At 63.7% G+C, this 12553-nt stretch carries 14 protein-coding genes; 10 read left to right on the top strand and 4 right to left on the bottom strand.

All coding sequences use genetic code 11. The features are described from left to right. The 4 genes from EN943_RS27890 to EN943_RS27905 form a co-directional block, all read left to right on the top strand. Positions 1-820 (top strand): ABC transporter ATP-binding protein (locus EN943_RS27890; protein WP_164778412.1); only part of this gene is annotated, 820 nt, incomplete at its 5' end. After that, positions 820-1986, top strand: a complete 1167-nt coding sequence (locus EN943_RS27895; protein WP_127415459.1) for an MBL fold metallo-hydrolase — start codon at positions 820-822, stop codon at positions 1984-1986. The genes EN943_RS27890 and EN943_RS27895, both read left to right, overlap by 1 nt. Beyond that, on the top strand, positions 1983-2741 hold the full coding sequence (locus EN943_RS27900; RefSeq protein ID WP_127415450.1) for a 5'/3'-nucleotidase SurE: 759 nt from the start codon (positions 1983-1985) through the stop codon (positions 2739-2741). Before EN943_RS27895 ends, EN943_RS27900 begins: the two co-directional genes overlap by 4 nt. Before the next feature lie 107 nt (positions 2742-2848). Next, the gene (locus tag EN943_RS27905) at positions 2849-3955 is read left to right on the top strand and encodes a DUF930 domain-containing protein (RefSeq protein ID WP_127415451.1); all 1107 of its coding nucleotides are present in this window, start codon (positions 2849-2851) and stop codon (positions 3953-3955) included. On the opposite strand, the gene EN943_RS27910 is transcribed toward EN943_RS27905, so the two are convergent. Continuing rightward, positions 3952-4626 (bottom strand): HAD family phosphatase, encoded by a 675-nt coding sequence (locus EN943_RS27910; RefSeq protein ID WP_127415452.1) that lies wholly within the window; start codon positions 4624-4626, stop codon positions 3952-3954. The two genes, EN943_RS27905 and EN943_RS27910, sit on opposite strands and share 4 nt — an antisense overlap. A gap of 95 nt (positions 4627-4721) precedes the next feature. After that, positions 4722-5363: a hypothetical protein gene (locus EN943_RS27915; protein WP_127415453.1), complete on the bottom strand. Its 642-nt coding sequence runs from the start codon at positions 5361-5363 to the stop codon at positions 4722-4724. 195 nt (positions 5364-5558) lie between these two features. Here EN943_RS27915 and EN943_RS27920 point away from each other — a divergent pair, with 195 nt between their 5' ends. The 5 genes from EN943_RS27920 to ptsP all read left to right on the top strand — a co-directional run bounded on the left by EN943_RS27920 (position 5559) and on the right by ptsP (position 10389). Continuing rightward, positions 5559-5996, top strand: coding sequence for a transcriptional regulator GutM (locus EN943_RS27920; protein ID WP_127415454.1), 438 nt, complete (start codon positions 5559-5561; stop codon positions 5994-5996). 88 nt (positions 5997-6084) lie between these two features. Then, positions 6085-6846 carry a PTS glucitol/sorbitol transporter subunit IIC gene (locus EN943_RS27925; protein WP_013529328.1) on the top strand — a complete coding sequence of 254 codons (762 nt, stop codon included), beginning with the start codon at positions 6085-6087 and terminating at the stop codon, positions 6844-6846. 16 nt (positions 6847-6862) lie between these two features. Beyond that, on the top strand, positions 6863-7864 hold the full coding sequence (locus tag EN943_RS27930) for a PTS glucitol/sorbitol transporter subunit IIB (protein WP_027038062.1): 1002 nt from the start codon (positions 6863-6865) through the stop codon (positions 7862-7864). Positions 7865-7972: 108 nt separating this feature from the next. After that, entirely contained in the window at positions 7973-8353 is a 381-nt protein-coding gene (locus EN943_RS27935) for a PTS glucitol/sorbitol transporter subunit IIA (protein ID WP_127415455.1), read from the top strand. Positions 8354-8409: 56 nt separating this feature from the next. Further along, positions 8410-10389, top strand: a complete 1980-nt coding sequence (gene ptsP / locus EN943_RS27940) for a phosphoenolpyruvate--protein phosphotransferase (RefSeq protein ID WP_127415456.1) — start codon at positions 8410-8412, stop codon at positions 10387-10389. A 15-nt stretch (positions 10390-10404) separates the two neighbouring features. Here ptsP and EN943_RS27945 read toward each other — a convergent pair whose 3' ends face one another. After that, positions 10405-11208 (bottom strand): hypothetical protein, encoded by an 804-nt coding sequence (locus EN943_RS27945; protein ID WP_127415457.1) that lies wholly within the window; start codon positions 11206-11208, stop codon positions 10405-10407. Positions 11209-11364: 156 nt separating this feature from the next. Here EN943_RS27945 and EN943_RS27950 point away from each other — a divergent pair, with 156 nt between their 5' ends. Then, positions 11365-12375, top strand: coding sequence for a sugar-binding transcriptional regulator (locus EN943_RS27950; RefSeq protein ID WP_127415458.1), 1011 nt, complete (start codon positions 11365-11367; stop codon positions 12373-12375). Here EN943_RS27950 and EN943_RS27955 read toward each other — a convergent pair. Further along, on the bottom strand, positions 12362-12553 hold a 192-nt coding region (locus EN943_RS27955), incomplete at its 5' end, for an HAD hydrolase-like protein (protein WP_164778413.1). The genes EN943_RS27950 and EN943_RS27955 overlap by 14 nt on opposite strands.

Genomic DNA, 12553 nt, shown 5'->3' on the forward strand with positions numbered 1-12553 from the left:
CTATGCGCTGTGGCCGCATATGACGGTGGCCGAGAACATCGGCTATTCGCTGAAGGTGGCGAAGCTCGACAAGGCCGTCGCCCGCCGGAAGGTTGAAGACGCACTCGCCCTGGTCAATTTGCAAGGGCTGGGCGAGCGCCGGCCGGCCAATCTTTCCGGCGGCCAACGCCAGCGCGTGGCGTTGGCGCGCTGCCTTGTCGCCGCGCCCTCGCTGGTGCTATTCGATGAGCCGCTTGCCAATCTCGACGTGCATTTGAGGGCCTCGATGGAGGACGAGTTCGCGTCCTTCCACAAACGCACTGGCACCACCATCGTCTACATCACCCATGATCAGGCCGAAGCGATGGCGCTGGCCGATCGTATCGCCGTGATGGATGGCGGGCGCCTTGCCCAGCTGGCGACGCCACGCGAACTCTATCATGAGCCGGCAAATGAAATGGTGGCTTCCTTCATTTCGCAGGGCATTTTGCTGCCTGCCGATGTGTTGAGCGCGGAAGAAAGAGGGCACTGCAAGGTCCGCGTTCTCGGCGCTGAACTGATTGTCCGCTGCCAGCCAGGCGAGCGGCCGCGAACCGGGGCAAAGGTCTGCTGCCGGTCGACCGATCTCGACGTGTCGCCGGACGGTCCCGGCTTCGATGGCTTGGTCAAGCGGGTGATCTACCAAGGTGGCTCGGCGCGCATCGAATTCACGCCTTCGACCAGCCCCGACCTCACCTTGCATTTCGAACAACCCGACCCGGTCGTGCTGGAGAGCGGGTCTCGGGCGCGTCTGCGGATACAGTCCGGCTGGCTGATCCCGGCGGCGGGGGGAGCATCATGATGATGCTCGATCTGCTCGGCGGCTTTGGCGAAAAGGGCCGCACCAGCCTTGCTGTCAACAGCGGCAACGATCGCATCCTGCTCGACGTCGGCATCAAGGTCGGCGCCTCGGGAGCGGACTATTATCCGGCGCTGGATGGTTCGATTGCCGACATCGATGCGCTGTTCGTCTCGCACGCGCATGAGGATCATATCGGTGCGCTGAGCTGGCTGCTGTCGCGCGGTTATGCCGGTCCGATCTTCATGACGGCCGAGACCCGAGACGAGGCCCCGGCCACGCTCGCCGGCTATGCTGAGCCCGAGGATTTCAGACGGTTCCCTTTTCCCAAAGACCGCGTCGAATTGTTCGAGCCGGGCGACACGTTGAACAGCGGCAACCTCACGATCCGGACGGGACGCTCCGGGCATGTCGTGGGCGGCGTCTGGTTTGCAGTGGGCGACGGCGAGAGCCGCGTCGCCTATTCGGCCGATGTGGTGCCGGACAGCAATGTCTTCGTCATGGACACGATCCCGCACTGCGACCTGCTTGTTCTCGATGCGTCCTACGGCGCCGATCCGGTGCCGGGGACGGCGCGTGCGCGCGAAATCTCGCAGTGGGTTGCGAGGCATTCGGACGGGTGTCTTTTGCCGACGCCGCTCTCGGGTCGGTCGCTGGAGCTGATCGCGGCCTTGCCTGGGCCGTTCGCCATCCATGCCGGCATGCGTTCGTCCCTGGAAGCGCAGATCGGCGCGACGGCAGCCTTGTTGCCGGGTGTTTCAGCGTTGCTGCGCCGCCGCTTGCAGGAAGCAGCCGATTGGACCGATGCTGATCCCCTGCCGTCCATGCCGTTGCTGGCGGATGACGGCATGGGTGAAGCCGGCCCATCGTCGCGCCTCTTGCCGCGTGCCGACCATTCCGGTTTTCCGGTGCTGCTTAGCGGCCATCTGCCGTCAGGCTCGCCGGGCGATCTGTTGCACAAGGCCGGCCGGGCGGACTGGGTGCGCATGCCGACCCATCCGACGCTGTCGGGCAATGTCGACATCTGGGAGAAGGCCGGGCGTCCCGCAGCACTCGGTCACTCCTGCACGCCGGACCTTCTCGGCGATCTGCAAACCCACATCCCGTCGCTGCGCACGCAATGCCGCACCGGCCAGCGCATAGTGGTGTCGGAGGCAAGAAAACGATGAGAATTCTGATCTGCAACGATGACGGCATCGAAGCGCCGGGGCTTGCCCGTCTGGTCAATGCGGCCGGCACGTTGAGCGACGATGTCTGGGTGGTCGCGCCCGACGGCAAGCGCACCGCTGCCGGCTCGTCATTGACGATTGCCAGGCCGTTGACCATGCGGCGCGTCCAACCGAACTGGTACTCCTGTTCCGGCACCCCGGCCGATTGCGTGGTAAGCGCCATGACCTGGCTGTTCGCCGATTCCGAGAAGCCGGGCCTTGTGCTGTCGGGCGTCAATGATGGCCGCAACGTTGCCGAGGACCTTGCCTATTCCGGTACGCTCGGCATTGCGCGGGAGGCGACCTTCTGGGGCGTTCCGGCCATCGGCTTCTCACGCGTGAAAAATCCTGATTTCACCGACGGCGACGATCAATGGCTTGGCGCGCTGATCACTTCATTGTGGCAATCGCGCGCCGACTGGGCCGCTGAGGGTCATTGGCTGAGCATCAACCTGCCGACCTCGCTGCCGGCCGAAATCCGGCAACCGCGCATCGGCCGCGACAAGATCGCCCGCAAGGCCGAGATCATGGAAAGCGACGGCGATCGCACTGTCATCACGGTGCCGCGCGGGCGCGCTCATGCAAGTGAGCCGGGTGACGAAAACGAGGCGATCGATGCCGGCTTCATCAGCATCAACCGGCTGAACTGGTTTGGCGAGACACGGCTGGACGAACGGTTTCTGGACGGGATACTGCGCCAGCGGCAAACTGGCTGACCTGGGGCCGCGCGTCGTCATCCGATCACCAACCTGTCAGCGGTTAAATCAAGCCAATCCGCTACCTATGCTTGAAGCCGCCGCTATTTCATTCCACATCGGGAAGGATGAAGGGCGAGACAGGAGAACGGCGGCGGCATCTGCTGTGGGCTTTGCCCGCATCGCTGATCCTGCATGCGCTCATCGCGGCGTTTCTGGTCTATGGCCTGCCGAGACCCGAGCAGCAGCCGGTTCAGCAGGAACAGCCCGTCAATGTCGCGATCGTGCCGCCACCCGAGAAGCCCAAGCCGAAGCCTGCTCCAAAGCCGCCGGAACCGACACCTGAAAAGAAGGCTGAAAAGCCGCCTGAACAAAAGCCGCCTCCGGAACCGCCGAAACCGCCAGACGACCAGGTTCTGAAGCGCGTTTTCCAGTACGGCCAGAAAGACACCGGGCCGGAGAAATCGCTCGACGGAAGCAGCGCCAAGCCCAACACGCCGTCGCCGGCCAAGGATGAGGAGGTGAAGCCGCCTGTAGCACCGACACCCGCGCCGACCCAGCCCGCCCCGGCTGCAACGCCACAGCAGAAGGCTGAGCCCAGCAAGCCCGACGAGCAGCCGGCCACCGTTGCGCCGGACGAAAAGCCCGCGCAAAGCGAGGAGAAGCAAGCCGTCGTGACGCCAAAGCCATTGGCGGCTGAGACCGGTGACAAGCCGGCGCCTCCGGCCTCGACCGAAAAGGCAAAGCCCAAAGCCAAACCTGCCAAGACTATGACGTTCAAACCCGCAAGAGCTTTCAAAGCGCCGAGCGGGAATGCTGGAAGGTCAAATCCCACCAACAACGCCCGTGCGGGATCACCGATCTATTCCGGCCTTCCTGGCGTCAGAAAGCTCTATTCGCAGGGGGCAACCGGCAATGCGTTCGCTACAAGCTCCATGGAGAATGTGCCGCGCGGTCAGCGCGTGGCCACCCTTTGCGGCAATGTTCTGAGCCGGGAACTGCAAAGTGCGGACTATACGGTCAAATGGGTGCCAACCATTACGCTGGACAAAGGCAATGTTCTCAATCCTCCGCAGGCCGCCTTCAGCACCAGAAACGCCTGGTACAACCTAAATTTCCGATGCGAAGTCGACGCCGATGCGACGAGGGTCCTGTCCTTCAACTTCCGTGTGGGCTCATTGGTGCCGCCTGGCGAATGGGCGAGCCGTGGATTCACAAAGTATCGTCTAAACTAGGCCGGCACACCAAACCTAGCCAATTGCCGGCTAACTTCTTGCCAGTCGGCGCAGACGAAATCGGCACCGGCAGCCGTCAGCCGCGCGGCGTGCTCGGCATAGGTATGGCCGCCACCGGTGTAGCCGACCGCCGTCATGCCGGCGGCGACCGCGCCCTGGATGCCGAAGGGCGAGTCCTCGATGACGATGCAGTCAACGGGATTGGCGCCGATCTTGTCCGCCGCGAAGAGGAAGATGTCCGGCGCGGGCTTGCCGTTCTTGACCATCGAGGAGCTGTAGATCGCATCGCCGAAGAAACGCGCCAGCCCGGTCACGGCAAGGCTGTGGTTTATGCGCTCGACGGAGGAGGACGAGGCGACGCAGCGGTCGCCCGCGAGCGTCTCGAGAAATGCCGTGATTCCCGGTGTCGGCTTCAATTCCTGCGAGAACAGCACCTTGGTCTCGGCCCAGATGTCGCCGTCCGCCGCCGCCGGAAACTGGTGCCCGGTCAAATCCTTGATCCTGGCGATGATATCGGACTGCTTCATGCCGATGCATTGGGCGATGACGCTGGTGTTGACGCCGGGCATGCCATGTTTTTCGTAGACGCGCTCATAGGCGCGGGCGGCCAGAGGCTCGCTGTCGACAAGAACGCCGTCGCAATCGAAAATAATAGGCCTTGGTCGCGCCACGCGGTTCCCTCTCGAGTCAATTTTCGCACATCGCTATCGGCAAAAAGTCAAATGTTCAATAGCGCGTGCGTTTTTTGGGGGCGCGAAGAGCGGGCTCAAAGCTGGCGCAACCCATCGCTCGCACGGGAAGACCCGAGCGCCCGTTGCATGGCTTGCCGGGACTGCGCGCGATCCGGAGTGATCCAGTTCGGTTCGGCGCCGAGAAAGCGGTCGAGGAAAGCCACCGCATAGGCCGGCATCTCGGTCACGTTCTCGCGATAGGACCACCATGTGCGCAAATCGTCGGCGCATTTGTCGATGCCGGGTGCCGTGCCGAATTCCTGCTCGTGGATCGCCGAAATCACCGAGACGCAGTAGTTGGTGTAGAGGAAACCCTCCGGCCAGAAGCGGACGATTTCCAGCGTGCCGGAGTTCGTTTCCGTCTCGATCAGCTGCGTGAGGCCGGAGATTTCCCTTGCCGGCGCCTGTTTGATCAGCTCGCGCAGCACGAGGCCGGCGGCAAAGACGATGAAGTCGGCGCGGTCGATCGCGGCGAAGCGCTTCTGCGCCTCCATGATCTCGACCCAGTCGAGAAAGGCTCTGGTGAGCTTTGCCTCGTCGATCTCGAAGCGCACGCCGAACGTGTCCGAGACCACCTTCGCGCTGCCGCGAAAGGTGGCGCGGAACCAGCGCAACTGCCGCAGCCGATGGCGAAGATCGGGCATCAAGGCCAGTTCGTCCCTGAAGGGCAGATCCATCTTCCTCGTATCCTGTTTCCCGGTCAGCCTAGCACAATGGCGCCACGGCCGAAATCGGGCAGCGTCCCTGTGGATGACCGCAGCCGAGGCCAATATCATACATATTGACATTCTCGGAAACAAATGTTCTCACTTTGCTGTTGTCACGCGCCGGTCCAAGGTGCGGTTCAACTGAGGCTTCGGGAGGAGAACCGAATGGCGATTTGGCAGTGGGGACTGCTTCTGCTGGTTATTGTGTGGGCGCTGCAGTCGCTCGGCGTCTGGCTGCAGATGCGGCACTATTCGGATGTCTTCAGGGGCGTCACCGACCAGTACAAGGACGGCTTCGTCGGAGCCGGAAATTTTCGCGGCCGGTTGGCCAAGGGCACCATCGCGCTCGTCGTGGTGACGCCCGATCTGATCGTGCGCCGCCTGATGGTGATGAGCGGCCGTTCCGTCTTCACCAAGTTCAAAAGACATGAAGAGTTCGAGGGTGTTCCCCTCGATCGACTCCGGTCCAACCCTGCAATCATGGGGGAGGGGGAACCCGGTGTGGCCGAGGCCGTGAAACGGGCGATCGAGCAGATCGACAAGACACGGTCGGAGCCGGGGAAGAAGCCGGGCCTGTCCGGTTTGAACGTAGCAAGGGCTTAGAGCCGGATGATTTCGGGCTCTGAATCAAAGGGATAGAGGACGCCGCGCACCGACTGGGATCAACCGGCGGGTGGCATAAGGAGGAGAAATGTCTGTATTTTCGTTGTTGGCGCAGCATGCCGACATGGCCGTGCACAATCTGCATGTCGCAGGTGCCATGGTTTCGGATGCCGCATTGCATGGCAAGCTCGCTGTCGAGCATGCCTCCGACCATCTCGTTGTCCTCGCACAAGCGGACAGCGGACCGATCACCGTCGATCAGTTCAAGGAAAAGCTGAAGGACGTCCAGCAGGAAGAGCAGCTCGGCTGGCTGACCGCCATCGGCAAGTACTTCATCGGCATCTTCCAGAAGGGCGGCGAGGTCTTCGCCGGCTTCGTCACCGGCATCATTCCGACGCTGGTGGTGCTGATGACGGCCTTCTATGCCGTCACCGAACTGGTCGGTGAAGAGCGCGTGCATGGTCTGGCGCGCGGCGCCGGCCGGATCGCGCTGACGCGCTACACGCTTTTGCCGCTGCTGGCGGTGTTCTTCCTCACCAATCCGATGGCCTATACGTTCGGATCGTTCCTGGAAGAAAAGCACAAGCCGGCCTTCTATGACGCGGCCGTGTCCTATGTGCACCCGCCGCTCGGCCTGTTCCCGCATATCAATCCCGGCGAGTATTTCGTCTGGGGCGGCATTCTCGTCGCGCTGCTGGAGCTGGAAAAGAAGGGCGTCGTCGTCGCCGGCTACCACGTCAAGGTGGCGATCTGGTACGCCATCGTCGGCCTCGTCGTCATCCTGCTCAAGGGCATGCTGACCGAACGCATCACCGCCATCATGGCACGCCGCCAGGGCGTCGAGCTGTAAGGGCGGGGAGGACATCATGGCCAAGACATACAAAGCCGTAAGGATCACCCAGGGCAAGACCGGCTGGGGCGGCCCGCTCGTCATCGAGCCGACCGAACAGCGCAGCAAGGTTGTTTCCGTCACCGGTGGTGGCATTCATCCGGTGGCGCAGCTTATTGCCGACATGACCGGTGGCGAGGCCGTCGACGGCTTCAGGGCGCCACCGATCGAAAGCGAGATGGCGGTGGTCGTCGTCGATTGCGGCGGCACCGCTCGATGCGGCGTCTATCCGCGCAAGCGTATCCCGACCGTCAATCTGACGCCGGTCGGTCAGTCCGGGCCGCTGGCCCAGTTCATCACCGAGGACATCTACGTTTCGGGCGTGAAGCCGGCCAACATCACAATGGCGGACGGATCCGAAACGGTCACGACTGCAGGGGGAGCAGCAGCGATGAGTTCAAGCAACAATGCGGCCGCGGCTCCACAGCCGCTGCCGAGCGAAGGTGGGCTGATCGGGCTCATCAGCACGATCGGCCGCGTCATGGGACGTATCGTCGGCATCTTCTTCAATGCCGGCCGCCGCACCATCGACCAGGTCATCCGCAACGTGCTGCCGTTCATGGCCTTCGTGACCATGCTCATCGGTCTGATCCTGTACACCGGCATCGGCGATGTGCTGGCGCAGCCGATGGGTCCGCTGGCCAACAACATCGTCGGCCTGCTGATCATCTCGGCGATCTGCGGCCTGCCGTTCCTGTCGCCCATCCTCGGGCCAGGCGCTGTCATCGCGCAGGTCATCGGCGTTGCCATCATCGGCCCGCAGATCGCCAACGGCACGATTTCGCCGGCAATGGCACTGCCGGCGCTGTTTGCCTACAATACCCAGGTGGGCTGCGACTTCGTCCCCGTCGGCCTGGCGCTCGGTGAGGCCAAGCCGAAGACGATCGAAATCGGCGTTCCGGCGGTGCTCATCAGCCGCCAGATCATGGGGCCGGTCTCGGTGCTGATCGCCTGGGTCGTCAGCCTGATCGTGTTCTAAGGCAACTCCGGGAAAAGCGCACAATGCTTTCCCTTGGAAATTGCGTCAAAACAAAGAGATAGAGCGGTTCACCGCTCTAGGGAAAGTTGAGAAAATGAGGTTCGCCATATGACGGTTCTGCTGAGAACACGGGTCACTGCCATCGGCCCCGAAGTGGCGGACCTTGCCGAAGGGGGCGTGGTCATCCTGTTTGCGGATGGCTCGCCGCCGGAGCTTGCCGAGGTTTCGGTGCTCCACAAGGCAGAGCAGGGACCCAGTGACGGAGCGCCCGCCAAGGGCGCTTCGATCACCCTCGGCCCGGTTGCCGCTGTTATCACAGCGGTCGGCTCCAGCGCCTGGGCCAAGGTGCTGGAAATGGGTCATGTCGTCATTTCGTTCAACGGCGCTACGGAGGCCGAGAGGCCGGGCGAAATCTGTGCGTCGCAAGTCGACCCGCAAGCGCTCGTGGCCGCCCTGAAGACCGGCGCGATCATCACCATCGCCGCCTGACAGCATTCGTGCCGCGGCCTATGTTGGGAGCGGCGCCCAAAACCAGAGTATTTGCCATGGAACGCTCGACCATCGTCAGAGTGCATGAAGGTTTGCACGCCCGTCCCGCGACGCGGTTCGTGAAGCTCGCCAAGGGCTTCGAATCCGACGTCGAACTGGTCAAGGACGGCAAGGCGGTCAGCGCCAAGAGTTCGGTCAAGCTGATGCTGCTGGCGGTCAAGGAGAACCAGGAAGTCACGGTGCGGGCGAATGGCGCCGATGCCATCGAGGCACTCGAGGCGCTGATCGGCTATCTCGAGAACCCGCGGGCCGGCCTCGATGATGAAGCGGAAGCGCAGAGCCCGGCGAACGATGCCGGGCAGGAAGCGGCACCCGCGCCCGGATCCGTGCCGGCGGCACCTGACGGGGCAAACCGCCTGCGTGGCGTGGCCGCCAGCGAAGGTTTCGCCATCGGCCCGGCCTTTGCGCATTTCCCACCCGATATCGCCGGACAGGGCCGCATGTTGCGGGCCGAGGAGATAGAAGGCGAGATCGACAGGTTCCGCACGGCTGTCGGCGCGGTCCAGGCCCGCATGGATCATGCGTTGGCGCAGGACAGCCTGTCGGCTGGAGACCGCGGCATCGTCGCCGCGTTGCGCGATATCGCCGCCGACGACAGCCTGACTGGTGAGGCCGAGGGCCTGATCAAGGGCGGCAATGACGCGGTCTCCGCCGTCATCACCGCCGCCTCCACCATTGCCGCCGAATTCAGCGCGGTCGACGATCACTATCTCAACGCACGGGCGGACGACGTGCATGCGGTCGGGCGGCAGATCTGCCTCGTGCTGCTCGGGCAGGACGATGTCAGCCTCGAAAACATCCCCGAAGGGGCTATCCTGATTGCCGACGACATCGGTGCCTGGGATCTGGCACGCGCGCCGCTGAAGCGTATCGGCGGCGTGGTGTGCGGCCATGGCGGCGCCACCTCGCACATCGCCATCATCGCGCGCTCGCACGGCATTCCGGCAGTGCTCGGCCTCGGCGGCCAGGTCAATGCCTTGCGTACCGCGCGGGACGTCGCGCTCGACGGCAATGCCGGCCATGTGATCATCGACCCCGACGAGGCGACCCGCGCCGATTTCGCCGGCCGCGTCGAAGCGGCGGCAAAGGAGCGGGCCGGCCTGACCATCTTCAAGACGGTGACGCCGAAGCTCGCCGACGGCAGGATCATCGAGGTCGCGGCCAATATCGGCTCACTTGAGGAAATCGAAGCGGCGCAAGAGGCTGGTGCCATGGGCATCGGCCTGTTCCGCACCGAGCTTTTGTTCATGCGCCATATGCATCTGCCCTCGGAAGACATGCAGGCCGAGACCTATGCGGCGCTGGCCAAGGCTTTTGCGCCTTATCCGGTCATTGTGCGCACGCTCGACATCGGCGGTGACAAGCCGATTGCCGGCATCGAATTTCCCGACGAGGAAAACCCCTTCCTCGGCTGGCGCGGCATCCGCATGTGTCTCGACCGGCCCGACATCTTCAAGCGCCAACTGCGGGCGCTGCTGCGCGCCGCCGTGCACGGCAACATCAAGGTGATGCTGCCGATGGTGTCCGACATCTCTGAGGTCAGGCAGACGCGCGTGCTGATTGACGAATGCACGGTCGAGCTGAAAGCCGAAGGCGTGCCGCACGCGTCATTCGATCTCGGCGTCATGATCGAAACCCCGGCCGCCGTGCTCATCGCCCCGGCGCTGGCCAAGGAGGTCGCCTTCTTCTCGATCGGCACCAATGATCTGACCCAGTACATCATGGCCGCCGACCGGCTCAATCCGACGGTCGCCAAGCTCAACGATGTCACCAATCCGGCCGTCATGTCGGCGATCGAAATGACGGCAAAAGCCGGCGTCGCCGCCGGTATCATGGTCGGCATGTGCGGTGAGGCGGCCGGCCGTCCGGATCTGATTGCGACCTTCGTGAAGATGGGGCTGACCGAACTCTCGATGAGCCCGGCTTCCATCCAGCGCGCCAAGAAAGCGATCATGGCCATGGCCGCTGAAGGCTAGCCCAGGCCCGGCTGACTACGGCAGATGGGCAAGCAAGGTGGCGAACACCGGTGTCAGTTCAGCGATCGGGTTTGCCTTGGCGCAGGCCTGAACGATGCGGTCGTGGCGGATATCCGCCGCCAGGATCGCGATCTCCAGCATATCCGGCTCCGGCGCGCCATCCCTGCCGGTGGTCGCCAGGCCGCAGGCCAAAGCGAGCGGCGCCAGGCAGCTTATGTCGAGCGCCCGGCCGGCAATCGCGGCCGGCGTTTCCGGCACGGTCTCGGCAAAGCGAACGGGACGCTGGCCGAGGCACTCGACCAGCAGTGCCGAACAGGTCGCCGCGATAGCCTGCAGTCCGGCGTCTGGCGCGGCCAACGCGGCCAGCAGATCGCCATGCCGCTTGCGCATCGTGGCATGGACGGCCGCGAAATCGGCTTCGTGGATGCGGGCATTGTCGATGTTCAGACCGGCAAGCACCGCCTTGGTCAGATAATACATATCGCGCCGGAACAGGCGCTCGGCGTCCAGCTGGCGATCCTCGTTGCCGACCGGGAAATAGGTGCCGAGGCCCTTCACCGTGGTGCCGTCCACCTTGATCGGGCGCTCATGCGGGACGAAAGCCTCAGCGATCGACAGCGCCTCGTCGACGGCACTGGCGGCATGGCTGAGCAGGCCTTCGATGCCCTTGCCTGGAAACGGCGGCAGATGGCTGGTTGCTTCGCGCAAGATGCTGGTATCGCCGCTGCCGTCATGGCGGCTCTGGCGGATGATTTCGCGGACTTCCCGCAGCCGGTCCTTCAGATTGACGCGGACATCTTCGGAGATTTGTCGGAGCATCGCGGATCGCCTTGAAATTTGCTGCGGATAGCCAACCGGGGCAGCCGCCACTCTCTACATTGTTCCTATCGATAGGTAGATCAATAGGCGATACTAGACCAGCATGCAGAATCGGCGGCGGCGGGCTCGTCCGTCGCCGCAGGGGGAGAGACAGACTTGGGCAGACGGCGACAGGGCGAAAGCGAAGACGGTCGAGGTGAGGCAACCGAGCACGTCGCCAGCGAAAGCCGGACGGATCGCCTCAGGATTCGCGCCGCCTGGATGTATTTCGTCGAACAGATGACGCAAAACGAGATCGCCGACGTGCTCGGCGTCGGTCGCGTCACCATCGTGCGCATGCTGGCGGATGCCCGGGCGCGCAACGAAGTGAAGATCACCATCGAGAGCGAATTGTCGGAGATCGTGCGGCTTGAGCGCGCGCTGGAGAAGACGTTCGGGCTGCAGCAGGCGCTGGTGGCGCCGCTTTCGGCACCCAATGCCGATCCGATACCGGCGATCAGCGCCAAGACCGGCTGTTTCCTGTCGGACATGATGAAGTCCGGCATGCGGGTCGGCGTCGGCTGGGGGCAGACGCTGTTCTCGAGCCTGCCCTTCATCAGCGCCAAGTCGCTCACCGATTTCAAGGTGATTTCGCTGCTTGGCGGTGTCGGCGTCGTGCGACGGGTCAACCCAGCCGAGTTCGCCTGGCGCTTCGCTCAGATATTCCAGGGCGACGGCTATCTGATGCCGACACCAGCCGTCGTCGACAGCGTCGAGACCAAGATCGCACTGATCGAGCGCTGCGGCCTGCAGGAGATTTTCGAAATGGCCGACGTGCTCGATGCCGTTCTGCTGAGCGTCGGCGGGATCGCCTCGGCCACCACCTTCTCTCGCGGCGGCTTCCTCAAGGAGGCGGATCGGGAGGCCCTGCTTGCGCGTGGCGCCGTGGGTGACCTCCTGTTCCATTTCTTCGACCGCAACGGCGATCTGGTCGACCACCCCGTCAACAGCCACGTGATGTCGGTGGATGTCGACCGTCTGCGCAGGGCGCCGATCCGTATCCTCACCTCCGGTGGCGAGGAGAAAACCGAAGCGCTGCTCGGCGCCATGACCCTCATCGCCCCAACCATCCTGATCACCGACGAGGAGAGCGCGCGGCGCATGCTGGAGGCGGTCAGCGGAAGCTGAAGCTGTCCATGATGTAGTCCGGCCAGGCCTGCTGTTCGTCGAAAACAGCGGCGAGATCCGGTGTGTCCGCCAGTATTCCGCTCAGCACCAGCGCGGTGGCGATGCCGGCGCTGTTTCCCCCCGATATGTCATGCTCGACGCTGTCGCCGACGCAGACCACGGCGCCACGGTCCGGCTC

The organism is Mesorhizobium sp. M7A.F.Ca.US.006.01.1.1 (genome assembly GCF_003997935.1).
GTDB lineage: Bacteria > Pseudomonadota > Alphaproteobacteria > Rhizobiales > Rhizobiaceae > Mesorhizobium.